At 65.6% G+C, this 24,662-nt stretch carries 24 protein-coding genes; 10 read left to right on the top strand and 14 right to left on the bottom strand.

Translation table 11 applies throughout. The features are described from left to right. Positions 1 to 55: 55 nt before the first annotated feature. From CVM73_RS35845 to CVM73_RS35820, 6 genes are all read right to left on the bottom strand, one after another. The gene (locus tag CVM73_RS35845) at positions 56 to 895 is read right to left on the bottom strand and encodes a shikimate dehydrogenase (protein ID WP_100236456.1); all 840 of its coding nucleotides are present in this window, start codon (positions 893 to 895) and stop codon (positions 56 to 58) included. A 65-nt stretch (positions 896 to 960) separates the two neighbouring features. Further along, on the bottom strand, positions 961 to 2,703 hold the full coding sequence (locus CVM73_RS35840; protein WP_100236455.1) for a SulP family inorganic anion transporter: 1,743 nt from the start codon (positions 2,701 to 2,703) through the stop codon (positions 961 to 963). A gap of 94 nt (positions 2,704 to 2,797) precedes the next feature. Then, positions 2,798 to 3,070, bottom strand: a complete 273-nt coding sequence (locus CVM73_RS35835; protein WP_035710392.1) for a helix-turn-helix domain-containing protein — start codon at positions 3,068 to 3,070, stop codon at positions 2,798 to 2,800. Positions 3,071 to 3,468: 398 nt separating this feature from the next. Next, a complete protein-coding gene (locus tag CVM73_RS35830) occupies positions 3,469 to 5,517 on the bottom strand; it encodes an elongation factor G (protein ID WP_100236454.1) in 2,049 nt (682 codons plus the stop codon). 161 nt (positions 5,518 to 5,678) lie between these two features. After that, on the bottom strand, positions 5,679 to 6,158 hold the full coding sequence (locus tag CVM73_RS35825) for a DUF992 domain-containing protein (RefSeq protein ID WP_100236453.1): 480 nt from the start codon (positions 6,156 to 6,158) through the stop codon (positions 5,679 to 5,681). Positions 6,159 to 6,534: 376 nt separating this feature from the next. Further along, positions 6,535 to 7,737 (bottom strand): pyridoxal phosphate-dependent aminotransferase, encoded by a 1,203-nt coding sequence (locus CVM73_RS35820; protein WP_100236468.1) that lies wholly within the window; start codon positions 7,735 to 7,737, stop codon positions 6,535 to 6,537. 577 nt (positions 7,738 to 8,314) lie between these two features. On the opposite strand from CVM73_RS35820, the gene CVM73_RS35810 reads away from it, so the two are divergent. The 5 genes from CVM73_RS35810 to CVM73_RS35795 all read left to right on the top strand — a co-directional run bounded on the left by CVM73_RS35810 (position 8,315) and on the right by CVM73_RS35795 (position 11,212). Then, entirely contained in the window at positions 8,315 to 8,965 is a 651-nt protein-coding gene (locus CVM73_RS35810) for a glutathione S-transferase family protein (protein ID WP_100236452.1), read from the top strand. Between the two features lie 153 nt (positions 8,966 to 9,118). Continuing rightward, a complete protein-coding gene (locus CVM73_RS40565) occupies positions 9,119 to 9,295 on the top strand; it encodes a hypothetical protein (protein WP_167407246.1) in 177 nt (58 codons plus the stop codon). 85 nt (positions 9,296 to 9,380) lie between these two features. Continuing rightward, entirely contained in the window at positions 9,381 to 9,527 is a 147-nt protein-coding gene (locus CVM73_RS35805) for a hypothetical protein (protein WP_167407243.1), read from the top strand. 128 nt (positions 9,528 to 9,655) lie between these two features. After that, positions 9,656 to 10,468 carry a PAS-domain containing protein gene (locus CVM73_RS35800; protein WP_100236450.1) on the top strand — a complete coding sequence of 271 codons (813 nt, stop codon included), beginning with the start codon at positions 9,656 to 9,658 and terminating at the stop codon, positions 10,466 to 10,468. Between the two features lie 288 nt (positions 10,469 to 10,756). Further along, a complete protein-coding gene (locus CVM73_RS35795; protein ID WP_100236467.1) occupies positions 10,757 to 11,212 on the top strand; it encodes a GNAT family N-acetyltransferase in 456 nt (151 codons plus the stop codon). A gap of 166 nt (positions 11,213 to 11,378) precedes the next feature. Here CVM73_RS35795 and hmuQ read toward each other — a convergent pair whose 3' ends face one another. The 3 genes from hmuQ to CVM73_RS35780 form a co-directional block, all read right to left on the bottom strand. Then, positions 11,379 to 11,702 carry a heme-degrading protein HmuQ gene (gene hmuQ / locus CVM73_RS35790; protein WP_100236449.1) on the bottom strand — a complete coding sequence of 108 codons (324 nt, stop codon included), beginning with the start codon at positions 11,700 to 11,702 and terminating at the stop codon, positions 11,379 to 11,381. A 142-nt stretch (positions 11,703 to 11,844) separates the two neighbouring features. Beyond that, positions 11,845 to 13,062 (bottom strand): DUF1501 domain-containing protein, encoded by a 1,218-nt coding sequence (locus CVM73_RS35785; protein WP_167407251.1) that lies wholly within the window; start codon positions 13,060 to 13,062, stop codon positions 11,845 to 11,847. Positions 13,063 to 13,067: 5 nt separating this feature from the next. Further along, on the bottom strand, positions 13,068 to 14,621 hold the full coding sequence (locus CVM73_RS35780) for a DUF1800 domain-containing protein (RefSeq protein ID WP_167407250.1): 1,554 nt from the start codon (positions 14,619 to 14,621) through the stop codon (positions 13,068 to 13,070). A 114-nt stretch (positions 14,622 to 14,735) separates the two neighbouring features. Between CVM73_RS35780 and CVM73_RS41330 the strand changes: the two genes are divergently transcribed. After that, on the top strand, positions 14,736 to 14,936 hold the full coding sequence (locus CVM73_RS41330; protein WP_100236447.1) for a cysteine-rich CWC family protein: 201 nt from the start codon (positions 14,736 to 14,738) through the stop codon (positions 14,934 to 14,936). A gap of 70 nt (positions 14,937 to 15,006) precedes the next feature. On the opposite strand, the gene CVM73_RS35770 is transcribed toward CVM73_RS41330, so the two are convergent. The 3 genes from CVM73_RS35770 to CVM73_RS35760 form a co-directional block, all read right to left on the bottom strand. Beyond that, positions 15,007 to 15,705 (bottom strand): glutathione S-transferase family protein, encoded by a 699-nt coding sequence (locus tag CVM73_RS35770; protein WP_167407245.1) that lies wholly within the window; start codon positions 15,703 to 15,705, stop codon positions 15,007 to 15,009. Positions 15,706 to 15,944: 239 nt separating this feature from the next. After that, a complete protein-coding gene (locus CVM73_RS35765) occupies positions 15,945 to 16,175 on the bottom strand; it encodes a hypothetical protein (protein WP_100236445.1) in 231 nt (76 codons plus the stop codon). Further along, positions 16,172 to 16,954 (bottom strand): sulfite exporter TauE/SafE family protein, encoded by a 783-nt coding sequence (locus CVM73_RS35760; protein WP_100236444.1) that lies wholly within the window; start codon positions 16,952 to 16,954, stop codon positions 16,172 to 16,174. Before CVM73_RS35760 ends, CVM73_RS35765 begins: the two co-directional genes overlap by 4 nt. A 289-nt stretch (positions 16,955 to 17,243) precedes the next feature. On the opposite strand from CVM73_RS35760, the gene CVM73_RS35755 reads away from it, so the two are divergent. From CVM73_RS35755 to CVM73_RS35745, 3 genes are all read left to right on the top strand, one after another. After that, complete coding sequence (locus CVM73_RS35755) at positions 17,244 to 18,158, top strand: LysR substrate-binding domain-containing protein (protein WP_167407244.1); 915 nt, start codon at positions 17,244 to 17,246, stop codon at positions 18,156 to 18,158. A gap of 117 nt (positions 18,159 to 18,275) precedes the next feature. Continuing rightward, positions 18,276 to 18,500, top strand: coding sequence for a hypothetical protein (locus CVM73_RS35750; RefSeq protein ID WP_100236442.1), 225 nt, complete (start codon positions 18,276 to 18,278; stop codon positions 18,498 to 18,500). 55 nt (positions 18,501 to 18,555) lie between these two features. Further along, entirely contained in the window at positions 18,556 to 18,780 is a 225-nt protein-coding gene (locus CVM73_RS35745) for a hypothetical protein (protein ID WP_100236441.1), read from the top strand. A 39-nt stretch (positions 18,781 to 18,819) separates the two neighbouring features. On the opposite strand, the gene CVM73_RS35740 is transcribed toward CVM73_RS35745, so the two are convergent. Together CVM73_RS35740 and CVM73_RS35735 are read right to left on the bottom strand one after the other, a co-directional pair. Then, positions 18,820 to 20,061 carry an FRG domain-containing protein gene (locus CVM73_RS35740; RefSeq protein WP_100236440.1) on the bottom strand — a complete coding sequence of 414 codons (1,242 nt, stop codon included), beginning with the start codon at positions 20,059 to 20,061 and terminating at the stop codon, positions 18,820 to 18,822. 97 nt (positions 20,062 to 20,158) lie between these two features. Beyond that, complete coding sequence (locus CVM73_RS35735) at positions 20,159 to 21,364, bottom strand: hypothetical protein (protein WP_158237651.1); 1,206 nt, start codon at positions 21,362 to 21,364, stop codon at positions 20,159 to 20,161. Positions 21,365 to 21,774: 410 nt separating this feature from the next. Here CVM73_RS35735 and uvrB point away from each other — a divergent pair, with 410 nt between their 5' ends. Then, the gene (gene uvrB / locus CVM73_RS35730) at positions 21,775 to 24,621 is read left to right on the top strand and encodes an excinuclease ABC subunit UvrB (RefSeq protein ID WP_100236438.1); all 2,847 of its coding nucleotides are present in this window, start codon (positions 21,775 to 21,777) and stop codon (positions 24,619 to 24,621) included. Positions 24,622 to 24,662: the final 41 nt, after the last annotated feature.

Genomic DNA, 24,662 nt, shown 5'->3' with positions numbered 1-24,662 from the left:
GATTGTCCCACGGGGATAGAACTCCGGAGGTGGTGTGCTATTCGCCGTTACCCTCTCAAGTCTTTGTGAGATCGGCCTCGACCAATGCGCGCAGCTCGGCCGTGACCTCAGGCCGCCGACCGAACCACAGCTCGAAGCCGCGCACCGCCTGATGCAGCAGCATGCCGAGCCCGTCGGCGGTCTTCAGGCCTCGCGCCGTCGCTGCGGCGAGCAGCGGCGTCACCAAGGGAACATAGACGAGGTCGGCGACGACAGCCGCTTGCGGCAGGCGTGCGACATCAACATCGAGTGACGGCTGGCCGTGCATGCCGAGCGAGGTCGTGTTCACGAGAAGTCTTGCCTGCGGCAGCACATCGCCGATCGCGTCCCACGGCAGCGGACGCACGTTCGGCCCGAACTGCTTGGCCAGCGTCTCGGCCCGCGCGATCGTGCGATTGGCAACATGCACGCACTTGATGCCGCGCTCGAGCAGGCCGAACACGACCGCGCGCGAGGAGCCGCCGGCACCGAGCACCAGCGCTTCCTCGGCCGCGTCCCAGCCGGGCGCGCTGGCGTCGAGATTGTTGATGAAGCCTTCGACATCGGTGTTGGTCGCGCGCAGCTCGCCGTCCGCGAACCACAGCGTGTTGGCGGCCCCGACGGCCCTGGCGCGCGCATCAGGCGTCGACAGCGCCAGCACGGCTTCCTTGTGCGGGATGGTGACGTTGGCACCGACGAAGCCGCGCAGCGACAGCCGCAGCACGAAGTCGCGCAGGTCCTCGGGAGGAACCGCCTCGATGACGTAGCCGCCCTCGATTCCGAGCGTGCGCAGCCAGTAATGATGAATCAGCGGCGAGCGCGAATGCGCCGCCGGCCATCCGATCAGACAGGCTGCGGGAGTTCTTGGCGCGGTCATCTTTCCCTCGGGTCGTTTCCGAGGCGATCCATTTCGCGTCGCGCCCGCTCTGTCAAGCGCACGCGTCAGCTCGCAGCGGCCTCGTCGGCGGCTCGGCCCTTGATGTCGGCGATGGCGCGCTCGAGGCTCTGGCGATAGCGTGCGCGCGGCGGCGTCACGCCATGGGTGAGCAGCGCGCGGCGGACCGCGGGCGAGGCCCCCGTGATGAACAGCCTGATGCCCTGGCGGTGCGCCTTGGCCGCGACCCGGCCGAGCACGTTGGCCGCGGTCGAATCCAGGAACGGCACGGCGGCGAAGTCGACCACGAAGGCCTTGCGCCGGTCGGCGACGCCGTCGAGCACGCCGCCGATCGCCGAGGCCGCGCCGAAGAAGAACGCACCGGTGATGCGATAGACCAGCACGTCGGGATCGAGCGCAAGCGCGGAATCGTAGGGAACGCGATCGCCGTTACCGTCGTCGGGACGATCGGCAACCACCAGCGGCGTGCGTTCCTCGATGCCCGTCATCTCGGCCATGCGGTGGATGAACAGCACCGCGCCGAGCGCGAAGCCGACCAGGATGCCTTCGGTGAGGTCGCGGAAGATCGTGAGCAGGAAGGTCGCGAGCAGCACCACGGCATCACCCCAGGACGAGCGCAAGAGCGTGGCGAACTCCTGCTTCTCCGCCATGGTCCAGGCCACCACGACCAGCACCGAGGCGAGCGCGGCCAGCGGGATGTAGCTCGCCAGCGGCGCCGCGATCAGCATGAACAGCAGCAGGAAAACGGAGTGCAGCATGCCCGCCATCGGTCCGTGCGCGCCGGCGCGGATGTTGGTGGCGGTGCGCGCGATCAGGCCGGTGACGCAGATGCCGCCAAACAGCGCCGAGCCGACATTGGCCGCGCCCTGCGCCACCAGTTCGCAATTGGAGCGGTGACGGCGGCCGGTCATGCCGTCGGCGACCACCGCCGACAGCAGCGATTCGATGGCGGCCAGCAGCGCGAAAGCGATCGCATCCGGCAGCACGGCCCGAGCCTTCTCCAGGGAGAACGCGGGCAGCGCCGGCGAGGGCAGCTCGCGCGGAATGCCGCCGAAGCGCGAGCCGATGGTCTCGACCGGGAGCGACAGCACGCTACTGGCGACCGCCGCAATCACGACCGCGATCAGAATGCCGGGCCAGGACGGCCGCCAGCGGCGCAAGCCGGCGATGATGGCGATGCTGACGATGGCGACTGCGACGGCGGACGGATTGATGGTGTCGAGGCCGCCGGCGAGCGCGACGAGCTTCGGCACGAACTCGCTGGGCTCCCTCCCCGCGAGCGTGACGCCGCCGAGATCGCGGAGCTGGCTGGCGAAGATGATCACTGCGATGCCGGCGGTGAAGCCGACCGTCACCGGATAGGGAATGAACTTGATGTAGGTGCCGACCCGCAACAGGCCTGCGGCGATCAGAAACAGGCCCGCCATCATGGTGGCGAGGATGACACCGTCGACGCCGTGACGCTCTGCGGTCGCTGCGACCAAGACGATGAACGCACCGGCAGGTCCGCCGATCTGGAAGCGGCTGCCGCCGAGCAGGGAGGCGATGAAGCCGCCGGCGACGGCGGTGTAGAGGCCACGGTCCGGCGTCACGCCCGAGGCGATCGCGATCGCCATCGACAGCGGCAGCGCGACGATCGCAACCGTCAGGCCGGCGAAGACGTCGGCGCGGAAACCCGCGAGACCGTAGCCTTCACGCCAGACAGTGACGAGCTTTGGCAGATACAGTTCGGCAAAGGTCGGCTGGCGCAGCTGGTGCAGCCGGCTTGCCTGATCACTTGTGATGCTCATTTCAGCAAAGTGCTCCGAAGCATCGTGCGTCCCGTGTGGCCGAGGTGCGACGATGCGCTAGCCCATCTTGATCCCGGGCATGGTCAACGCGCGATCATGCTCCGACCCGGCGCGGCGGCCCCGGCTCCTTCAGGCGAACGCCACGCCCGCCGCTGTCGCTGCGGGCCTGTTCGCCGATCAGCTCGATGCCGGCCCGGTCGAACGCCTCGACCACCTTGATCAGGGTCTCGACCACGCCACGAACATTGCCGGTAGAGGCCTCCATCCGTTGGATGGTCGGCAACGACACGCCGGCGAGCTCGGCCAGGGTTTTCTGGTCAATGCCGAGCAGCGCGCGGGCTGCCCGCATCTGGAACGACGTGATCACCTTGGCCTCACTTACCAGCACTTATAAATGATATCTAGAACATATACAATGATGTAAAATACATCATTCCCGCGCTAGCGCAAGGGTCCCGCGCAATGACGGGGATGATGCAGTTGTGCGCGAAAGCTCAGCTCTCGTGCCCCGGACGCAGCGCAGCACGAAGTGATGCGCTGCAGAGCCGGGGCCCATGCAGCAGCGCACTCCGTGGCTCTCTGGATCCCGGCTCTGCGCGGCACTGCTACGCAGCGCAGCGCGTCCGGGACACGTTGCAACCAGCGCGGCCACCCCACACTCCGTCATCAGGAGCGCAGCGAAGCATGACGGGTGGAGAGGTCGTGAGCTTGCGTCTCCTCTCCCCCGAGAGAGGAGAGAGGAGAGGGTTGCGACTGCCTAACGTATCACGCCGCGTGCTGATGCGCGGCGATGATCTGGTCGGCGGCGCGGCCGGTGACCTCGGCCATGTGGTCGAACTGGCGGGTGAAGCTGCCGGCGCCGGCGGTGGCCGAACGCAGCTCCACGATCAGCTCGCCGATCTCGGCTTCCGGCATCATGGCTCGGACGCAGTCCCAGCCGCTCCAGCCGTCACGGGTGTCGAAGCCGAGGATCTGGCCGCGCCGCGCCGACAGGATCGCGTTGATCTTGGCCGTGGCGTCGGTCGGGCAGACGATCTCGACCACGTGGATCGGCTCCAGCAGCACCGGCTGGCATTGCGGCAGGCCTTCGTTCAGCCCGACCCGCGCCGCGGTGCGGAAGGCGAGGTCGGAGGAATCGACGCTGTGATAGGAGCCGTCGGTCAGCGTCACCTGCACGTCGGTGACGGGAAAGCCGAGCGGGCCGCGCGCCAAGCCGTCGACGACGCCTTCTTCCACCGCCGGGATGTAGTTGCGCGGCACCGCACCGCCCACGACCGTCTCGGCGAACTTGAAGCCGTCACCGCGCGGCAGCGGCCTGATGTCGAGCAGGACGTCGCCGAACTGGCCATGGCCGCCGGACTGCTTCTTGTGCCGCCCGCGCTGCGTGATCGGCTTGCGGATGGTCTCCTGATAGCCGATCGCGGGCGGATGCGAGGTGATCTTGACGCCGAAGCGGTCGCGCAGCCGCTCGCCGGCGACGCGCAGGTGCATCTCGCCCTGGCCCCACAGCACGGTGTCGTGGGTCTTGGCGTTCTGCACGACGACCAGCGACGGATCCTCCTCGTGCAGCCGCGTCATCGCCTGGCCGAGCTTGACGTCGTCCTTGCGATCGGTCGCCGCGATCGAGATCGCAAGCACCGGCGGCGTCGGCTCGATTGCAATCAATGCCGCGGGCGGCGTCTTGCCGTTCGATACCGTGTCGCCAGTCTTGACCGGATCGAGCTTGGCGAGCGCCACGGTGTCACCGGCTTCCGCCGAGGCACGCTTGGTGTCGTAGGCGCCGTTGACGGCGAGGATGCCGGAAATGCGCCCGGCGCCGCCGGAGGAGGATTGCAGCGTGGCGCTGTCGTCGAGATGGCCGGCGAGCAGCCGCGTCAGCGACAGCTTTCCGCCATGCTGCGAATGCAGTGTCTTGAAGACGTAGCCGAGTGCGTCCTGGGTCTCGGGAACGCCGAGACGTTTTGCCGTCTCCACGACACCGGGCGCCTCGTGACGCAACGCCTTCATCAGGCGCAACACGCCGTTCTCACGCGCGGCAGCGCCCAGCAGCACCGGGCAGATCAGTCCCTCGCGCAATTCGCGGGCGAGATCGTCGAACACGGCGTCGCGCGGCGGCTGGATGTCCTCGAGCAGCTGCTCCATCAGCGCATCGTCGTGATCGGCGAGCTTCTCCAGCATCGAGAAGCGGGCTTCCTTCTCGCGATCGAGATCGCCGCCCGCGAGCGCGATCACCTCGGAGGCTTTGTGCTCGCGATAGATGAAGGCGCGCTCCAGCGCGAGATCGACGAAGCCCTCGATCAACTCGCCCTTCCAGATCGGGATCTGGCGCAGCACCAGCGGCACGCGCGAGGCGGGCTGCAGCATTGCCAGCGTCTCGCGGATGCGCTGGCTGGCGCGATCGATCTTGTTGAGGAACAGGAAACGCGGGATCTTCAGCTCCTCCAGCTCGCGCAGGATGATCTGAAGCTGCGGCAGCTTCTTCTCGTCGGCCTCACAGACCACGATTGCGGCGTCGACCGCAGGAAGCACGGCGCGCATGTCGTGGGCAAACTCGACGGAACCGGGACAATCGAGGAAGGTGTAGCTGTCGCCCATGAAACTCGTGGTCGCGGCAGTGAGGCCGACGGTCATCTTGTGATGACGGGCCTCCGGGGTGGCGTCGCCGACGGAAGTTCCGGCATCGACGCTGCCGGCGCGCGGGATTGCGCCCGTTCGCGCCAATATAGCTTCTAAAAGTGTGGTTTTACCGCTTTGGAAAGGGCCCACCAGCGCGATGCACCGTGGACCTCGGGGACTTCTGACGTCTTGTCCCATTTCGCCGCCTCCTTGGTGTGGAGCTCGGCCCATGATTGGGTCGGCAAACGTCGATGCTCTGCCCGTCCCCGAGATTTGGCAAGCATCAAACGTCGCTGCGGTGCGTCGTCGGTGTTCACCTCTCCCGGAGGGAGAGGTGAATGGAGCACCTTCGCTGGCGCTTAACGACCCGGACGGAGTTCCAGGCTCTCGAGTCCGGCGGCGACGTTGAGGCCGACCTGGCCCTGCACGCTGAGCGGCTGGAGCGCAATTGAATTGTTGGAGCCGCCGACCAGCACGTTGCCGCCGAGACCGACGCCGACCGAGGCGCTGCCCTGCGCGCCAGCGTAATTGCCGGAGAGATCACCCGGGCCGAGCCGGTCGACCGGCGCGAACACGCCCCAGGCCAAAGCCGTCTCCTGAGTAATGCCGATGTCGAGACCGACCTTGCGGATGGTCGCGACATAGCGGTCGTCGGGCAAGCCGTCGGCGCGCAGCACGCAGCCGAGATGGGTCACCGATCCCACGATGAAGCCGACACTGGCGCCGCCGCGACATTCGAGCACGCCGACCCGCGCCATCCGCTGTTGCGCACCGGCAGCAGCGACGGAGACAACGAGGCTTAGGGCGGCGAGGCCGGCGAGGATGAACGAACGGCGCATGAAATATCTCCGGCGATGATGTGGGCGAGCAGAGAAGTCGCGGCACATGCCGCGCGATCGTCTATGCCACAATAGTTGTGGTGCGACCAGATCGGACGCATCTCAAACCGAACTCGCGGAAGCAGCCCCTCACCCCACCCTCTCCCCGTAAGAACGGGGCGAGGGAGCGACAGAGCGGTGCGCCCCTCACGGCACTGTTTAACCTCTCCCCGCCCTTCTGCGGGGAGAGGTCGGATCACATCGCAGATGTGATCCGGGTGAGGGGCATGGCACGACGTCGACTAGAGCAAAAGTCCATCCGACTCCGCCTCGCTGAAGCACCAATAAAAAGGCCCGCACGAAGCGGGCCTTTCCAATTTGCACTATCGCAACAGGCTCAGCGCAGATTGCCGCAGAAGCGCTGGATGCGCTTGCAGGCGTCTTCGAGGTCCGAGGTCTTGGTCGCGTAGGAGATGCGGAAGGCCGGGCCGAGGCCGAAGGCCGAACCCTGCACCACGGCGACGCCTTCGGTCTCCAAGAGCTCGGTGACGAACTGCTCGTCGTTCGAGATCAAATTGCCCGACGGCGCTTTCTTGCCGATGGTGCCGGCGCAGGACGGATAGACGTAGAACGCGCCCTCGGGGCGCGGGCACTCGATGCCGCTGGCCTGGTTGAGCATGGAGACGACGAGGTCACGGCGCTCCTTGAACACCTTGTTGTTGGCCGGAATGAACTCCTGCGGACCGTTCAACGCCTCGACCGAGGCCCACTGCGCGATCGAGCACGGGTTCGAGGTCGATTGCGACTGGATCGTCGCCATCGCCTTGATGAGATGCGCCGGACCACCGGCATAGCCGATACGCCAGCCGGTCATGCAATAGGCCTTGGAGACGCCGTTCACGGTGAGCGTGCGGTCGTAGAGGCCGGGCTCGACCTGCGCGACGGTGGTGAACTGGAAGTCGTCATAGACGAGATGCTCGTACATATCGTCGGTCATCACCCAGACGTGGGGATGCTTCATCAGCACGTCGGTGAGCGCTTTCAGCTCCGACTTCGTGTAGGCGGCTCCCGTCGGGTTCGACGGCGAGCACAGGATGACCCATTTGGTCTTCGGCGTGATCGCGCGCTCGAGCGCTTCTGCCTGGAGCTTGAAACCGGTTCCGGCGGTGCAGACCACCGGCACCGGCTCGCCGCCGGCGAGCGCGACCATCTCGGGATAGCTGACCCAATAGGGCGCGGGAATGATCACCTCGTCGCCCGGATTGATGGTGGCCATCAGCGCGTTGTAGAGCACCTGCTTGCCGCCGGTGCCGACGATGACCTGGTTCGGCTTGTAGGCGACGCCGTTCTCGCGCTGAAACTTGGCGATGATGGCGTCCTTCAGCTCGGGGATGCCGTCGACGGCGGTGTACTTGGTCTTGCCGGCCTCGATGGCGCGGATCGCCGCCAGCTTGATGTTGGCGGGCGTGTCGAAATCGGGCTCGCCGGCGCCGAGGCCAATGACGTTGCGTCCCGCCGCTTTCAGCGCGCGTGCTTTATCCGTGACCGCGATGGTCGCGGACGGCTTCACACGGTCGAGCGCAGCGGCAAGGAAGGACATCATCATCTCCTGGCGAGCGTCGTGAAGCCTTTCGCCTCACGACTCTGATTGTGGGAATGAGCCACCCTAAAACGTGTGCCGCTGCGCCGCAAGAAACTTCGGCCCGATCTCGGAAAAGTTTACGCTTTTTGAGCGTTTCGAAGTGCGATTTCCCGTAATATTGCGCAACTTTGGCGCCCATATCCCTCATATCCGGCAAAGCCTGTCCTCGGAGCAATTTTGGCTCTTTTCGACACGCGCAAAAGGTCGTCATGGCATCCACGTTCTTTGTGCGGCAGGTGAGACGTGGATGGCCGGGTCAAGCCCGGCCAAGACGATGTGGAGGCGATGGCGCCCTAAACCCGATCGTCCTGCGTACTTCACGATCTGGCAGAGCAATGCTTCGGCACATTGACGCAAGCGTGAACTGAATTGCATCGTCGCGCGGAAATGATCTTCCGCAGCATTGCAGTGCGGTAGGGTTTTCGAGTTTTTCTATTGGCTGGCTCTTGCGGCGGATTCGCATCGGCATCATTGTTTAGCCGCCTCGCGGTGCAAGGAGCGCCGCGTTTTCTTGTCCTCGGATTCGAACCCCAGAATGTACAAGCTCTATTCGATGCAACGCTCGGGCAACAGCTACAAGGTCCGCCTTGCGCTGGCGCTGCTCAACCTGCCTTACGAAGCGGTGGAGGTGGACATTCTGCGCGGCGAAAGCCGCACGCCGGACTTTCTGAGCAAGAACCCGTCAGGGCAGGTGCCGCTGCTCGAGGTCGGCGAGGACCGCTATCTCGCCGAGTCCAACGCCATCCTCTGGTACGTCGCCGTCGGCACGCCGCTCGCACCGGAGAACCGCATCGACCGCGCCGAGGCGCTGCAATGGATGTTCTTCGAGCAGCACGCGCTCGAGCCGAATATCGGCGCGGCCTATTTCTGGCTGTCGCTGGTCAAGGGCGGCCGCGACCTCCAGACCCATTCGCTGGAGGACTGGATGGAGCGCGGCTATGGTGCGCTCCAGGTGATGGAGAACCATCTCAAGACCAATTGCTATTTCGCCGCCCGCCAGCTCACGGTCGCCGACATCGCGCTGTACGGCTACACCCACCTCGCCGACCGCTGCGACTTCGATCTGTCGACCTTCCCGGCGATCCGGGACTGGCTGAAGCGCGTCGAAGCCGCGCCCGGCTTCGTGACGATGGACTGGCGCCCGGTCGACATCGACGACCCCGCCAGCATCGCGGCGGGCGCCTGACAGCGCGACCGCTCTGGGGAATAGCGGGCATAAGGGCCATCCCTGCCGCAATCCCGCCACTTTCAGCGCGGTGCCGCCGCAATATTGCCGGTTGAAACTGGGAAATTCTGGAAAGTCGCGGGTGATTCGCTCGCGTGTTGAAGGATTTAGACCATGATGCGGGCGTCCGGCACGGCAGGCTTTCAGAGCCAATCCGCTACCGTCGCGTCTTCCCGGCTCACCCACGCGGTCGCGGCCTCGCTCGCCGTCGCCGCACTCTCGCTGTGCCTGATCGTCACTCTGACGGTGCTGTCGACCAAGGCGACGATGGCGATGGGCCTGCCGGTCTGATTCCCGTTTCATCCTGGACCTGCCTTCAGGGCGCCGCGCGGCCCGCGCCGACCGGCATCGCGACGGGACGTCGATGAAATCACCTGTGGTAGTCGTTGCAATCACCCTGACGGCGGCCATCCTGGTCGCGGCATCGCTGTTGATCATCGTCGGCACACGCAAGGGCGCGGGGACGTCGACGCTGAATGCGCCGACGCTGCAACAGCAGGTCAAGCACACGCACATGGTCTAAAATCATCCGAAAACCCTACGCTTGCACGCAAGCGCGCCTTAAGCACGCCGCGCGAAACTGTATCGCGGTGGCGCAACAATCAGTCAGTGTTGGGGCGTTACCTCGTTGGGGAGCAGCGAGACTGGTCCATGCGTTTCGGATGGCGTGCGATCTCCGGTCCGGCGCTGACGGCAGCAGCCCTGCTGCTGGCCATGCTGTTCGACCGCGTTGTCCCCACGCCCTCGCCCGCGCCGCTGTTCGTCTGCATCGTGGCCGTCGCCGGCGCGCTCGCGGGTCTCGCCGCCGCGATGACGACCGTGGTTGTCGCGGTGATCGGCGCGGCGCTGTTCTTCCTCAACCACCACGGCGTGTCCGGGTATGGCCCCGCCGATCTGGTCCGGCTCGGCCTCCTGGCCATCACGGCTGCCGGCACCGCCGGCATCACCGGCCTGATGCGCGAGCGGCTGCTCGGCACGTTCGCGGCCGAGCGCCGGAGCCACGCCACGGCCGCGCGGCTGTCGGCCGCGCTCGACCAGGTCGATATCGGCATCGTGCTGCTCGATGCCGAGACCCGGGCCGAATTCATCAACCGCGCGTTCCGCGATTATTTTGCGGTGCCGGACGAGATCGCCGACGGCAAGCCGCCCTTCATCGCACTGATGTATCACGGCCGCGACACCGGCGCGTTCGAGCTGCCGGAGGACGAGCTCGGCACCTTCATCGCGCAGCGCATGGAGATGGTGCGGGTCGGCGATGCCACGCCGATCAACATCAAATTGCGCAACGGCGAGGTGCTGCGCTTCGTCTGCGCCGCACTGCCGGACGGCGGGCGGATGCTGAGCTACACCCCGGTGACCGACCTCGTGCGCCACACCGACGCGCCGTCGCGCGCGGACTACTACCGCTCCCTGCGCGACCCGACCAGCCGCAAGCTGATGCGGTATCTGCGCGTCGCGGAGTGATGCATGTTGAATAGTGGCGCGCGGGATCACCTCTCCCCAACGCGGAGAGGTCGGATTGCGCAGCAATCCGGGTGAGGGGCCGCAGCACTCGATGAGACTGTAACCCCTCACCCGGATCGCATCTTTCGATGCGCTCCGACCTCTCCCTACGGGAGAGGTGAACCGAATTCCGAGCTTGCACCGATTCAATCACCCCTCATCTCGGCGTGATTGATCGGCAGCGCGATCATCTCGTATGAAGGAAGCTTCACCGGCTGCTCGCTTCCTCCAATATCCCAGGAATTCCACATGTCCCTCATCATTCGCGCCGTCACCAAGCAGGATTACGATCAATGGGTGCCGCTGTGGGACGGCTACAACGCCTTTTACGGTCGCTCCGGTCCGACCGCGCTCGCGCCCGAGATCACGCGCATGACGTGGCAGCGCTTCTTCGACGCCTATGAGCCGGTGCACGCGCTGGCCGCCGAAAGCGATGGCCGCTTGCTCGGCCTGACGCATTATCTCTTCCATCGCAGCACCACCGCGATCGAGCCGTCCTGCTATTTGCAGGACCTGTTCACGTCCGAAGCCGCGCGCGGCAAGGGCGTCGGCTCGGCGCTGATCCATGGCGTCTACGAACGGGCGAAACTGGCGGGATCTCCGCGCGTCTATTGGCAGACGCACGAGACCAATCTCACGGCGCAGCGCCTGTACGACAAGGTCGCGGAGCGCTCCGGCTTCATCGTCTATCGCAAGATCTTCTGAGCCCTGCGCGCCGGGGCCTGTGGATAACTCCGCCTGTCACCCGCGCGTAACATAGCAAGGCTACGCTGCCACTGCGTCTGGTCAGGCCCCCGTCACCGATCATGCGCCCCAAGCGGTCCCCGTCAGTCGCCGCGTCTGACAGGGGCCGCATTTTTTTGCGGCAGCGTCACTTCGCGCCGCGCCCGACCGTCTGCATCACCTCAAAACCTTCGAACTGGGGATGGTCGAGATAAAGCGGCTTGTTGTCGCCGGCCCGCTGATGCGCAGCGCGAAACGCTTCCGACTTGGTCCAGGCCTCGAAGGCAGCGTGGTTCGCCCACACGGTGTGCGAGGCATACAGCGTGTGGTCCTCGGCTTCCGGCCCGCGCAGCAGATGGAATTCGATGAAGCCAGGCACCTTGTCGAGATGGGTATCGCGCGAGAGCCAGACCTGCTCGAAGGCGGCCTCGGAGCCCTTGGCGACGCGGAAGCGGTTCATGGCGATGTACATGGGGTGGTTCTCCTGATGTTCGGCTCATCATGTCGTCATTCCGGGACGCGCCGCAAGGCGCGGGCCCGGAATCCATTATGCGGCAAAACCCGTGAATGAATGGATTCCGGGTTCGCGCTTTCGCGCGCCCCGGAATGACGGCCTAAACAACCAGCCCCTTCACTGGCTTCACGGCCGCGCTATCCGGAAACACCGTCTCTGCCAGCACGCGATCGGACAGGCCGAACTGGTCCTGCAGCACGCCTTTGATCACGGAGCGCAAGTCAGTGGTCGGCTTGAGGTCGCGGCCCTCATACAAGTTCGCGAGTTTGAGGCCCGGCCAATCTGAGATGACGCGGCCGCCTTTCACGGCGCCGCCGGCGAGCAGTGCGACCGTAGCCGTGCCGTGATCGGTGCCGTCGGTGCCGTTGATGCGCGCGGTGCGACCGAACTCGGTGGCGACGACCACGACGGTGTCGCGCCAGCGATTCCCCAAGCCGCTTTCGAATTCGGCGAGCGCGCCATCGAGCCCGCCGAGCAGGAAGGCGAGACGCCCCACAGGGCCGCCTTCATTGGCATGCGTGTCCCAGCCGTCGAAGGCGAGCGCGGCAATGCGCGGGCCATCGTCGGCCGCCATCAGTTTGGCGGCGCCGCGCGCGACCTGGCGCATCTGTGCGACGGCGTTGCCGCGCGTCGCCTTCATGTCGTCGCCGCTCGCGACCTTGTCGAGCTGGAGGCCTTGCGACAACGCCGAGGCCAGCGCGGGATCACGGTGGCGGTAGAGCTCGACGAGGCGCATCGCGGTGTCGTCATCCGCCTGCGGCAGCGCCACCGGCGCCCAGCCGACGGTGGGCGCGTTGCCACGCAGCACCAGCGGCGTGGTGGGCCCGACCGCAAGCCCGCTCGACACCCGCTCGCCGCGCGGCAGCGCTTCCAGCGCGCGGTTGAGCCAGCCGGACTGCACGCGGCCCGGGCCGGCATAGCCGCTTTCGAGCACGTCCTGGCCGTCGAAATGGGAGCGGTCGCGATAGGGCGTCGCCACCGCATGGAGCACCGCAGCATGCCCGTCCCGATACATGCGCGCAAACTCCGGCATCCCCGGATGCAATGCGAAGAACGAGTCGAGCTTGATCGCGGGATGCGCACCGTCGGCCGCAAGCGCGATCGATCCGTGCAGGCCGGCATAATCGGGGTCGCCGATCGGCGCGACGGTCGAGAGCCCATCCAGCGCGCCGCGCAGGATCACCACGATCAATCGCGGATCGCGCCCATCGGCCGCGCGGGCCAATTTCGGCAGGTAAGCCCAGGCCGCAAAGGAGGCGCCGCCGAGCAGGAGACGACGGCGCGATGTCAGGAGCCGGTTCTCGACGCAGTCGATCATCATCATCATCTCCTCTGCATTTCCGGCGACATCAACAGCAGCGCCAGCGCCTGCTGCCGCGACTCCGCGCGCTCGATGGTTCGCCGCGTTTCGGTCGAGGCCGCATCGGCGGCCGCGAACTCCAGGAGATCGAGCGGATCGAAATTGTTGCCGAGCCGCGCGCCGATCTGCGCCGCGATGTCGAGCCTGAGCTTGATGCCTTCAGGCGCGGCCCAGGCGGCGCTGGTATCGGGGAAGCCGTTGGGGCCCGGCGGTGACCATAGCGGCTGGCCGAGCAGATTGAGATTGTTCAGATAGGCGCCGGGATCCTCCGGCACGCGCGCCAGCAGCCGGCCGCTCGCAACCAGGAAATCGTAAGGCGAGCGCATCTTGGTGAGCGGCGCGCGCCAAGCCTCGTCGGAATCGACGAGCGTGATCGCCATCGCCTTGAGATCTCCGTCGGTCTTGACGAAGACGTCGCGCAGGCGCGCAACGAGCGCCGGCGGCGGATCATCTGCGACGAAGTGACGGACGAATTTGGCGGCGATGAAATTCGCGGTCGACGGATGTCGCGCGAGGTCGGCGAGCGCAGCTTCGCCCTGTGCGAGGCCCGCCTGATCGTAGGTCTTGCCGAGCAGGACTTGCGGCCCGGGCTGATGCGCATTGACATTGAAGACGAAGGAGCCGGGGACCCCCAACTGCCCCTGCCTTCCGGCAAAGGTCCAACCGGTGATGATGCGCGCGAGCGAGGTGACGTCGCCTTGCGTGTAGCCGCCGCCGACGCCGAGCGTATGCAGCTCCATGATCTCGCGCGCGAGATTTTCGTTCAGCCCGCGCTTGCGGTTTTGCCCGGCGCGCGAATCCGGGCCGAGCGATTGCTGGTTGTCCAGGAAGAACAGCATCGCCGGATGCTGCTCGACCGCCTTCAGCATGTCCGCGAAGCGCCCGAGCACGTGGGGCCTGATCGCCTCGCGCTCGAACGCGCCGGCCCAGATCCGTGCCAGCTCGCCCTTGCTGGCGGAGATGCAGAAATGGTTGGACCAGAACACGACGAGACGCTCGGTGAAACCGCACTCGACCAGCGTCGCGCGCTGCAGGCGCGCCAGCGCCTCGGCGCGAAAGGTCTTCTGGATGACGTTGAGCGGCTGCGGCGCGGGCTTTGCGGCAGGCGGCGGGGAGGCGCTCGGCTGCATGGCCTCGGGCCGAGCGGTGTTCTCGGCGGGCCTGGCATCGGTCATCTGGCCGGTGATCTCCGCCGCTGCGTTCAGCGAGAGATTGCGGCGCAGGGCGGGCTTCTGATCGGCAGGCGCTTGTGCCGGCGTTTCGGCGGGCGCCGCGGCCTTGGCGGCCTCACGCGCCTGTTTGACCTGATCCTGATAGGCAAATACGGCCTGACCGAGTTGCGGCGTCGATTGCAGTCCGGGCGCTTCCAGCAGCACGCCATTGGGACGCGCGAGCTCCGCCTTCACGAAGCCGCGCGGATCGGAGCTTGCGTTGATGAGATCGCCCGATGCACCGCCACGGGCGCCGAAGCCGAAGCGGTTGAGCGCGACGAGGGCGGCTTGCGAATCGCGGGCCATTGATCTGTCCTTCGCGCGCTGGGAGCCGCTTTCCTGATACGTGCTCGGCGAATAATATAGCGCAGCGACATATGAACCCGACATGAAAATGACGGCGAAGCTTCGGCGTAAATCATGACAAATCCGAAAGAATCCGCGTTGCGGGAACCACGCCGCCTGGCCTGCTCCCGCTGCGGCACCGAGTTCGGCTGCGACCTCTCGGGCAATTGCTGGTGCGCGGAGGAGACTGCGCGCCTGCCGATGCCGATCGAGGGTGAGGATTGTTTGTGCCGGGAGTGTCTGCGGAAGGCAGCCGAGGCGAGCGCTGCTGGTTAGATGCGGGAGCGCGCGACACACGCCACTGTCGTCCCCGCGGTTCGCGGGGACGACAGTGGAGGGAGTGTGCCTACACCTCATGCCCCGGCGATTTGCGCGCCATGCCGTCGAACGCATCCAGCAGCTTTTCCCGCCAGGCATAGACCGGATCATCCGCTTCGAGCAGCTTGAACGGGCTCACCACGCGCGCCCATTGGAAACCACCGAACACGATGTAGTCGGCATAGTTCGGCGCCTGTCCGCCGAGAAACGGCTGCGTCTTGAAGGTCTGGCGCATCACCTCAAGCGATTTGCGGAACGCGACGACGCCGGCGTCGCGGCTCGCCATGATCTCCTCGAGAGTCCTGCCGCCGAAGCGCGCCTCGCGCGACTTGCGGAAATAGGCGGCGTCGACCTCGGCGAGGTTCTTCGGGATATCGGCGATGATGAGCGGAAAGATGCCGCCGACGATGGCGATGTCGCCCCACGCATTGATCATGCGCGCCATGGCACGCCCGCCCGCCCCGCCGAACAGTGACTGCCGATCCGGGAAATGGTCTTCGAGATAGGTCGCGATCGTCCAGGAGTCGGCCACCGCCTTGTCATCGTGCAACAGCACCGGGACCTTCTCCGAGCCGTGCGGGGCAAGCGCGCTCTTCTCGGTGAAGCGCCAGGGCAGCGATTCCGCCGCCAGCCCCTTGTGCGCCAGCGCCATCCGCGTGCGCCAGCAATACGGGCTGAAGGGGCGCAAGGGATCGGTGCCGACGAGCTCGAAGAGTTTGAGTGACATGGCCAGTGTTCCGTCATTGCGAAGGCAGCGACGCAATCCAGGCTGCCGCCGCGCAAGCATTCTGGATTGCTTCGCTGGCGCTCGCAATGACGATGTGGTGAGAGGCGCGCACGCCAAGCTCTGTTGTCATGCCCCGCGCAGGCGGGGCATCCAGTACGCCGCGGCGGTTGTGAGATCCACGACTGCCGGTGTTTACTGGATCATCCGCCTTCGCGGATGATGACAGCGGCGCGTTTTCCTCACCGCCCGTTCGCACGCAACAGCCGCTCGCCGCCTTCCGTCACCGCGATGACCAGCCCCACGCCCGCAACCGTCTCGCGCGCGACATAGCCGCGGTCGGCGGCGTCTTCCCAGATGGTGAGGCGCGGGCACGAGGTCTTCCAGGTCGAAATCACCTCGGCATAGGCGCGCGGCTCGCGCGCGACCCATTCGACGAAGTCCAGCACCAGCGGATCGGCGCTACAGCTCATGGCGAACCTCCTCCCTTCTCGAAGGCGGCCAGCACCGGGGTGCGAACCAGGAGCCAGCCGCCATAGGCGATGTAGTAGCAGGCAATGGTGGTGATCAGCTTGTTGGACCAGGCGATGAACTGCTGGTCGGTCATGGCTTCGAGGATGCGCCGCGCCAGCGTGGTGCCGAGCATCGAGGCGGCAATCGCGACGCCGGCGAGCACGGGATCGAGGCTGGCGGCCTGATCGATGATGCCGCCGAAATAGACCAGCTTGGTGAAATGGCTGACGAGCTGGCACATCGCCTTGGTCGCGACCTTCTCGCGCCGGCCGAAATCGCCGCCGAGGAAGAAGGTGTCGAGCAGCGGGCCGGAGACGCCGGTCATCAACATCAAGCCCATGCAGATCGTGCCATAGACCGTGCCCTGCCAGAGCCTATCAGGATCCGGCTTGATGTTCGCGGGCAAGAGCCGCGCCATGAAGGGCGTGGCGCCCAGCATCAGCAGCGCGAGCGGCTTGTCCGGCACGTAGCGGGTCAGCGACCACGCGGCGAGCGCAACGGCAGCGCCGACCATATAGTTCGCGACCGGCCGCCAGCGGATATGCGCCCGCCACAAGAACGCACGCCAGCCGTTCGAGGCCATCTGCGTGATCGCATGCAGCACCATCGCGGTCGGCAGCGGCATCAGGGCCAGGAGCACACCGATCAGGATCAGCCCGCCCGCCATGCCGAACAGCCCCGACAGGAACGCGGTGGCCACCATCAGCAATCCAAGGGCAGCGATCATGATGGGCGTCACGAGGGGATTCTCCTGAGTGGCAGGTGAGGGACGCAAACTGTTCGACTCCCTCGCCCCGCCTGCGGGGAGAGGGGGAGTTTCCACGAGGACGGTGAGAGTGAGACTCGCGGAGAGACCCCTCACCCGCCACGCTTCGCGTGTCGGCCTCTCCCCGCAGGCGGGGAGAGGCGAAGAACGCGGCCGCCCCGAAACACAACTTGGAATTACGCTCATTCTTGTGCCTCGCTTGCCCGCCTCACGCAAACTGAGTTATCTTGCCCTGGCATCAGCTTTCCTGAGGGTCGGACATTTGCGGCGGCTGCTGTTTCTCAACGGCATCAAGGCGTTCGAGGCGGCGGCGCGGACCGGCAGCTTTGCTGCGGCCGGGCTGGAGCTGAGCGTGTCGGCGGCCGCCGTCAGCCGCATGGTGCACCTGCTCGAAGAGCGGCTCGGCGTCGCGTTGTTCGAGCGCAAGGCCAACCGCCTGGTGCTGACGCAGGCGGGCCGCGCCTATCAAAGCGGGCTGACCCCGATCTTCGATGCGCTGGCGAGCCTCACCGCGCAGGTGACGGCGCCCGCCAGCGTGCGCGTGCTCACCATCGGCGTCGGCCACACCTTTGCGATGCGCTGGCTGATCCCGCGCTTGTCGGAGTTTCGCAGCGAGGAGCCCGACATCGAGGTGCGCTTCACCACCGGCGGCGCCGCGGTGCCGTTCGGCGAGGACTGGAGCTGCGGCATCAAGCTCGGCACCGGCGACTGGCCAGGCCTCGTCGCCGAGCCGCTGTTCGCCGGCGATCTCACCCCCGTCTGCGTGCCCCGCCTCGCGGGCGGCCTGAAGCGTCCGGCCGACCTGAAGGGACCGAGCCTGATCCGCGTCGCGCACTCACCGGAGGACTGGCCGATCTGGCTGAAGGCCGCGGGCGCTGCGCGGATCAGCGCGCGTGGGCCCGAGTTCCAGTTCTACGGCCAGGCGCTGCAGGCCGCCGCCGACGGGCTCGGCATCGCCATGGGCATCCGCCCCTATATCGACGACGATCTCGCTGCCGGCCGGCTGGTGGCGCCATTCGACCTCTCGGTGCCCAAGGGCATGCGCTGGTACCTGCTCTATCGCAGCTTTCAGACCGAGCAGCGCGACTTTGCCGCCTTCCGCCGCTGGATCATGCGGGCGGCATCGGAATCAGCGGCCCGCCCGCGGCGGATCGGCCGCGCTGCGGCGCGGAGCTGAAGCCTCTTCGATAAGCCCTGGGACAAAAAAGCCGCGTCGCTTGTGAACGGCTTCACATCCTGAAATCCGCAAATGTGGTCCCCTGACCCTCCGAAAAGAAACGTGGGACCTACACTCATGACGACCCTCTACGACGGCTTTGACATCGAATCCTTCGAAGCTGGCAAGGGGCTGTGGCACGCGCGGATCCGCCGTGCCGATTTCAGCCCGTTGGCCATCGACGGCGTGCTGTTTCCTGCCATGGAAGTCGGCTTCGCCTGGCCCGATCGCGATGCCGCGATTGCCGATGCCAAGCACCACATCGATCGCTTCCGCCGGCGCGCCGACAGCGACGACGAATAGACCAACGGGTCCGCGGGCGGACCAGAGACAGGGCGGCGCAAGGGGAAAACCGGTCATGTCCATCATCGAAATCAACGCAGCGCGGCCGCGGATCTACGCCCGGGCGGTGCTGTCCAACTGCCCGGAATGCGACGGCGATCTCGCGGTGCTCCGCGTGATCGGCGGTCGCGCCGGATGCGAGTACTGGACCATGCGCTGCACCGATTGCGGCGGCATCCATCTCGACATCCTCGAGCCGGATGTCACGGCCGGGGACGACAAGGGACCGCTGCCGGCCTGAGGCATTCCAGGCAACCGCACAGGCGGTTGCTTTCCAAGGTCAACGCTCGCGAAACAGCTCCGGCGCGCCTTGGACCTCGGCAAGATCGATCTCCAGCATCGTCCCATCATGCTCGATCAATATCCCGACGGTGAAGGCGCCGTATGCCCAGAGTTTCAGAACAGCCTTGCCGTTGCGGGCAGTCTCCGTGCACACGGATTTCGGGAATGAATCGTGGAGATGGAATACGACGTCGCCTGAAAGCATCTTGCTCTCGCCGGCGGCTGCGGTCACGGTCAGCGTGATCATGAACCAGTCGGGGCCGCTTTCGGCTACATCCGCGGCGACTGTCCAACCATTATTCGTGCTCTTTCCGCCCCATTGCCCCTTTTGCGGATCGCTCGGATTGATCCGCGGACGCGGCGCCGACGCGTCGATCTTCGCGCTGCTCTTGGCGAGCGTGCCGGCGCGTGCCGTACCAGCCGAGGAGCTCACGACCGGCGCCTCGGGCAACAGTGCAGTCGCTCGATAACTCTGAATAGCCACCAGACGCTTCGACAATCCGTCGAGGTCAGCCATGATCGCCGCATGATGGATGCCGCTCGCATCCAGCTTTCTGCGGAAATCGGCCTTGCACTCCTTGCCAATCACGATCTGCTGCATGTCATCGCTTTGGTAGGGTTGATCGGGCTTCGGATGAACGGTGAAGAGCCCACGCTGCGATACCAGCCGCGGTGTGACGTAACCCGGATAGAAGAAAGCAACGTCCGTCACGCCAAAGGGAGATTGTTGCTCCAGGTCGCCGGGCTTAACTTCCTCCGGCCGGCGGATGATATAGAGGCCGGCATCTTCCTCATCATTTCCCCACACCGCGAAGAACAACGACACGGAAGGCGATTCCGACCAATCCAGCAGACGTGTCGGCACACCATGATGTTGTGCGAGTGCAAGCCACTCCCAGTTGCTGGTTGGCCGGACCGGCAGGAACGGCAACGCTTCGCGCTTGAACTGGTTGAACAAGGCCTGCTCGCGCGCCTCCGAATACTCGTAGCCCTCGCGTTGGCGGCCGACGGAGGTCACGAGAGGAAACCGCACCGAAGCAACGCCTCGAAAGAGATAGTTGCCGTCCAGATAGCGCTCGATGTGATTCTGGAACTCGTTCCAGCTTCGGACGCGCCGCCGATCCCAAGGGCGCTTGTCAACCTGCTCGCCATTAAGCTTGTCGGTCTGCTCGCTCGTAACACGAGCCTTGATACGAGCCTTGATAGGAGCCTTGATAGGAGCCTTGGCTTGCCGTGCCATCAGCCTCTCCTGAAAACATCAATGTAAAGTCACACTGCAAATGCCGTAGACGGTCTTGGACGTCCGGACGCGCGGCAACAGCCGCGCGCCGCTTCCTTCATCGCGCCAATTGCGCTGCCTTGTTGGAGACCTGAAAGGCGCCGACAGGTGTGATCGGCTGAGGCCTGTCGTTCGGCGCCGCAGCCTGTACGGCGGGTGTCGTCGGCGCCCGTGTCGCACCGCGCAAATTGGTCAAGTTGACGACGACGTCATACCAGAATGGTGAACCCAGTCCGATCAGCAGACCGCCCAGGACCAAATAGAGCCAGGCGCGCGGGACGGTCGGCACCCCGAACCAGATATCCTTGTACTGCGTGCCTTGCGCACCCTTGTAACCCGGGTCGTCGGCGGCGCAGGCATGCATGAGTTTCCCAAACCCTTCGCTCTCCTTGGTTTCCTTGTTGAGGCAACTCCAGACAAGAATATACATGCCCGCGTCTCTGATCCGTTCGGGCGTCCAGCCCAGCGGTGCACCGAGGTCGGAGAACTGCGTGGCGGTCGTCGTGACATGGCTCAGCGCGTCGTTCCAGGTCCTTTTCAGTTGCTCAACCTGCTCCTTCGCGTCCGGCGGCGGCGTGACATTCTCCTTGGCAAGATTTGCCAATGCCTGAGCAGCGTCAGCGCTCGCTTTATATTGCGCGGTTACGGCCTGCGCCTGCTCGATGACCTTCGCCCGCGCATTTGGATCGCGCAGATAGGTCTTGAACAAATCGACTGCGTCGACATGCACGACGAAGGCGAGCACGATCGCGATCGCGACCGACATCATGCGCGCGCGACCCTGGAAATAGACGCCGGCATCCTTGCCGAAGCCTTCAAACTTCTGAGCGATGTCCTTCAGCACGAGATCGACGGCGTCGGCCGCCTTGCCTCCCGCCGCCGCGGCCGCGGCCTCCACCTCGGCCTTGATCTCCATCCCGACCTCGGCGCTGCCGAGGCGTTCCATGAAGTCGACGAGCGACAGCTCCGTCACGCGACGGCCGCCCCATAGATTGCCGAGACGAAGCGACGGCTTCGTTGCGTTCTCGGACGGCTTCGACACCAGAGTTGGGTCCGGGGGCAATCCGACCGGGACTCGGTTGGCCGTCATCCGCTCGATGAAGGCGTTCCGCAAGGTGTCCATCACATGCATGGATGTGACGTCTGCCACCTGCATCTTCTTCAGAGCGGCCAGTCTCTTGACATAGGCCGGGTCAGCGAGCTTCGACGTTACCAGGGGAGCCAGGTATTTCGAAAGAACCTGATCGAACAGCTGGCCCAGCATGTACTGAAGGCCACTCTCCCGCAGCTTCAAGGTGCGATGGACGACCTCGACCAGCGACGAGCAGACCAGCGACAGCGCGAGCATGGTGATCGCGAAAGCGAGCGCGGCTTCAATGAGCGGCATGGCGACCTTCCCCCCAAAAAGGTTCCACACGTTATACAATCACGAGATGTTTCGTTTTGCAACAGCTCCCACAAGATGAAGCCCGGCACTGAGATTTGCGAGTCTCACTTGCGCAAGCTTCGCCGCGCGACCCGGAGGTCGCGCCCCGAGCGCTTCGGACGGGGCGGTGTGCCGCCTTGGCGCGGCCGAACCGCCCTTTTTCCCTGCTGCCAACCTGCTGTCAGCAGTCTGCATAGCAACGGGCATTCGCCCTTTATCGCGGAGCGGACTCGTCCCATATTCGCCCCATGGCGAAGAAACCTGCAGCTCCCGAAAAATCCGGCAAATCCCCCAAATCCAAAGCACATCGGCCCGACGTGCAGCCGATTGGGCCGGCGCTGGCCGAATTGCTCAATCCCGCGATCAATCGCGGCGATGCCGGACTTGGATCGGGCACCGGGCTGCAGCCACCGCCGGACAATTCGCGCGACCGCCGCGCCGGGGGTGAGGCTGCGGCGCATCGCGCGCGGGCCTCGACGCCGAAGGACTTCCCCAGCGACCGCCCGGCGGGACTAGAGGAGGCACCGCAGGCCAATTACGGCACTGCGGCCACGATCCCGACACTCGATCCGGAACTGGCGCGGCAACTCGGACTGCCGACTGAGGAGGATGATGCCGAGGCGCTGGCGCGTCCGCCGCGTTCCAAGATGGAAGCGCTCGGCGTCAAGGCGACCGCGGACGCGCTGGAGTCGCTGATCCGCGAGGGCCGCCCGGAGTTCCGCAAGGACGACGGCTCCATGAAGGTGTGGACGCCGCACCGCCCGCCGCGCCCGGAAAAGTCCGAGGGCGGCGTGCGCTTCGAGATCAAATCGTCCTACGAGCCCAAGGGCGACCAGCCGACCGCGATTGCCGAGCTGGTCGAGGGCATCAATCGCAACGACCGTTCGCAGGTGCTGCTCGGCGTCACCGGCTCGGGCAAAACCTACACCATGGCCAAGGTGATCGAGGCGACACAGCGCCCGGCGCTGATCCTGGCGCCGAACAAGACGCTCGCTGCCCAGCTCTACGGCGAGTTCAAGAATTTTTTCCCGGACAATGCGGTCGAGTATTTCGTCTCCTATTACGACTATTACCAGCCGGAAGCGTACGTCCCTCGCACCGACACCTATATCGAGAAGGATTCGTCCATCAACGAGCAGATCGACCGCATGCGCCACTCGGCGACACGCGCGCTGCTCGAGCGCGACGACGTCATCATCGTGGCGTCGGTGTCCTGCATCTACGGTATCGGCTCGGTCGAGACCTACACCGCGATGACCTTCGCGCTGAAGAAGGGCGAGCGCATCGACCAGCGCCAGCTCATCGCCGACCTCGTCGCGCTGCAGTACAAGCGCACCCAGGCCGATTTCACCCGCGGCACCTTCCGTGTCAGGGGCGACGTCATCGACATCTTCCCGGCGCACTATGAGGACCGCGCCTGGCGCGTGAACCTGTTCGGCGACACTATCGAGGCCATCGAGGAGTTCGATCCGCTCACCGGCCACAAGCAGGACGAGCTCGAATTCATCAAGATGTACGCCAACTCGCACTATGTGACGCCGCGCCCGACGCTGGTGCAGGCGATCAAGTCGATCAAGTTCGAATTGAAGCAGCGGCTCGATCAGCTCCACGACCAGGGGCGCCTCCTGGAAGCGCAGCGGCTGGAGCAGCGCACCACCTTCGACTTGGAGATGATGGAGGCGACCGGAAGCTGCGCCGGCATCGAGAACTATTCGCGTTATCTCACCGGACGCCGCCCCGGCGAACCGCCGCCGACGCTGTTCGAATACGTGCCCGACAACGCGCTGATCTTCGCCGACGAAAGCCACGTCACCATCCCGCAGATCGGCGCCATGTTCCGCGGCGACTTCCGCCGCAAGGCGACGCTGGCCGAATACGGCTTCCGCCTGCCCTCCTGCATGGACAACCGCCCGCTCCGCTTCGAGGAATGGGACATGATGCGGCCGCAGACCGTCGCGGTGTCGGCGACGCCCAGCGGCTGGGAGCTGAACGAGAGCGGCGGCGTGTTCGTCGAGCAGGTCATTCGTCCCACCGGCCTGATCGATCCGCCCGTCGACATCCGCCCCGCCCGCACGCAGGTCGACGATCTCGTCGGCGAGGTCCGCGCCACCGCGCAGGCCGGCTATCGCTCGCTGATCACGGTTCTCACAAAACGCATGGCGGAGGACCTCACCGAATATCTGCACGAGCAGGGCATTCGCGTCCGCTACATGCACTCCGATATCGACACCATCGAGCGCATCGAGATCATCCGCGACCTCCGCCTCGGCGCCTTCGACGCGCTGGTCGGCATCAACCTCCTGCGCGAGGGCCTCGACATTCCCGAATGCGCGCTGGTCGCGATCCTCGACGCCGACAAGGAAGGTTTTTTGCGCAGCGAGACCTCGCTGATCCAGACCATCGGCCGCGCCGCGCGCAATGTCGACGGCAAGGTGATCCTCTATGCCGATCAAATGACGGGGTCGATGGAGCGCGCCATCGCCGAGACCAACCGCCGCCGCGAGAAGCAGGTCGAGTACAACACCGCCAACGGCATCACGCCGGAGAGCGTGAAGAAGCAGATCGGCGACATCCTCAACTCGGTCTACGAGCGCGACCACGTGCTGGTCGAGGTCGGCGGCCACGACATGACCGACGACGTCATCTCGATCGGCCACAATTTCGAAGCCGTGCTCGCCGACCTCGAAACGCGGATGCGCGAGGCCGCCGCCGACCTGAACTTCGAGGAAGCCGCGCGCCTGCGCGACGAGGTCAAGCGCCTGCGCGCCACCGAGCTCGCCGTGGTCGACGACCCCACCGCCAAGCAGCGCGCGGTGCAGAGCAAGGCTGGCGCCTATGCCGGCGCGAAGAAGTATGGCGACGCTGCCAACCTGCCGGTCAGCGCGATGAAGAACAAGAGCGCCGCAACAGCGCTCAAGGCCGGCGGCGCCAAGGGCTCCCGCGTGCACAAGCCGCATCTCGACGAGATGCACGGGCCGGAGTCCCTGCCCTACCGCGAGGGCCGCGCGGTGCCGTCAAAGCCGTTCGGAAGTACGAGCCGGATCATCCAGCCGACGGACTCAAGGCAGTCGGCTGGAGGATCCGGCTCGGACTGACGAACGGAGTGTCGCTTATAACCACATGGAGCGGCGGGCGG

It is taken from the genome of Bradyrhizobium forestalis, assembly GCF_002795245.1.
GTDB classification, from domain to species: domain Bacteria; phylum Pseudomonadota; class Alphaproteobacteria; order Rhizobiales; family Xanthobacteraceae; genus Bradyrhizobium; species Bradyrhizobium forestalis.
This window is presented reverse-complemented; position numbering and strand designations above follow the sequence as displayed.